The sequence below is a fragment of the Streptomyces sp. NPDC004647 genome, from assembly GCF_040609575.1.
In the GTDB taxonomy this organism is placed as follows: domain Bacteria; phylum Actinomycetota; class Actinomycetes; order Streptomycetales; family Streptomycetaceae; genus Streptomyces.
Genome location: NZ_JBEXKU010000208.1, coordinates 1 through 1504, shown reverse-complemented (window position 1 = coordinate 1504; position 1504 = coordinate 1). Strand labels below are relative to the sequence as shown.

Annotated in this window: 1 protein-coding gene and 1 pseudogene; one reads left to right on the top strand and one right to left on the bottom strand. The window is 67.8% G+C overall.

Annotated features, from left to right (window positions below):
• Positions 1 to 121 precede the first annotated feature (121 nt).
• A pseudogene (locus tag ABZW18_RS34710) lies at positions 122 to 355 on the top strand (SAM-dependent methyltransferase); the annotation flags it as partial.
• An 88-nt stretch (positions 356 to 443) separates the two neighbouring features.
• Here ABZW18_RS34710 and ABZW18_RS34705 read toward each other — a convergent pair.
• Positions 444 to 1307 (bottom strand): LLM class flavin-dependent oxidoreductase, encoded by an 864-nt coding sequence (locus ABZW18_RS34705; protein WP_356195500.1) that lies wholly within the window; start codon positions 1305 to 1307, stop codon positions 444 to 446.
• Positions 1308 to 1504: the final 197 nt, after the last annotated feature.

Here is a 1504-nt window from a genome sequence, read left to right as displayed (position 1 = left end):
GCAGGCACCCCGAACACGGGTACCTCACCCCGCTCGAGACCCGAGCCCTGCTGCAGCAAGACCTCACCCCCGCAGCGTAACCATCCGCTGTCCAAGTTCACGGGGGAACTTCAGTGTGCACACCTACGACGTCTTGCGTCAGCACGTCGTGTCGCACCACTTCCGGTTCGACGAGACCAAGCAGGCACACCTGTTCCGTAGTCCCCACCGCTACATCTGGCCGGCCGAACTCGACCTGATGGCTCAGCTGGCCGGGTTCGAACTGGAGACCAGGCATGCGGACTGGGCCGGCGCCGAATTCACCGCCGAGTCGCGTTCTCACGTCTCCGTCTACCGAATCCCGCCGGCGCAGTAGCTCCGCATGGCCTGGATCGATGCCGCGTCTGTGACCTTGCCCCATGCGCGCGTCGCACCGACAAACCCGGCACATCCTCGAAGGCTGATCAGACCACCGGCGGCCCGGCCTCGATCCGGCGCATTACTGGAGGCAGGCGGTCCAGATCGGGGCCGGTCTGGACCTGCCGCTCGTCCCACCATGTGGCACCGGCGTCCCGCAGCGGACCGATCACGTCCCTGGCCTTCGCGGCATCCGAGGGCGTGGCACCGCCGAGCACGAACTCAAAGGGCCGCTCGGCCCCGGCCATACGGTGCTTGCGCACATAGCCGACAAGATCCCGTACCTCTGCCACATCGGGCACATGTCCATGCCGAGCAGTCTCGAAGAGAGGCACCGCGCCGTCCCACTGCGCTGCCCGCCGCATCGGCGGGCGACGCGGCCAGAACCCGCCGATCCACACTGGCGGACCAGGCCGCTGCACGGTTGCGGGCAGCAACGTCACGTCCCGGACCTCGTAGTGTCGGCCATGGTGGTTCACCGGCTCGCCGGACCACCAGCGCCTCAACAGCTCCAGTCCCTCGTCCAGCCGCTCGGCGAGGAGGTGTGGCTCAGCGGTGTCGCCGAAGCTGCGGTACTCGTCCTCGGCAGGGCCACCCAGGCCGGCTGCGAAGATCACCCGACCGTTGCTGAGATGGTCCAGGGTGGCCACTTGGCGGGCAAGTTGCTGCGGACGATAACGGGGGATTGGCGTCAGTAAGGTGCCCAGTCGGATCCGCGAGGTCGCCAGCGCGGCCGCGGTCAGCAGCATCCAGGGGTCTCCGAAGGGGCGCCCCTGGTGTTGTCGGTGCAGTACGTGGTCCCAGACGAAAAGTCCGTCCCAGCCAGCCTGTTCGGCGGCAGCCGCCACGGTCGCGACGTCACGGGGGTCGGCGAAGTCACCGAAGTTGGGGATGTTGATGGAGAAGCGCATCCCAGCAGGATGCGCAACTGGCCGCGAAGGAGCAATCGGATTCGGATCCAGGCGGCTTCACGACAGGGCGCCGAAGACGCAGCACTACACGCACTCCACCGGGATCCCCGAACCGAGGCTGGACTGTCAGGGCCGACCCGTCGGGGGGGGCCCGCCAACCGGCCCCCCCGGCAAGAAAGGCCCCCGAAGGAAAAGCA

What these genes read in the sequence shown, in the direction of transcription:
- ABZW18_RS34705 (WP_356195500.1), bottom strand. Translation starts at nt 1,307, where the DNA reads ATGCGCTTCTCCATCAACATCCCCAACTTCGGTGACTTCGCCGACCCC.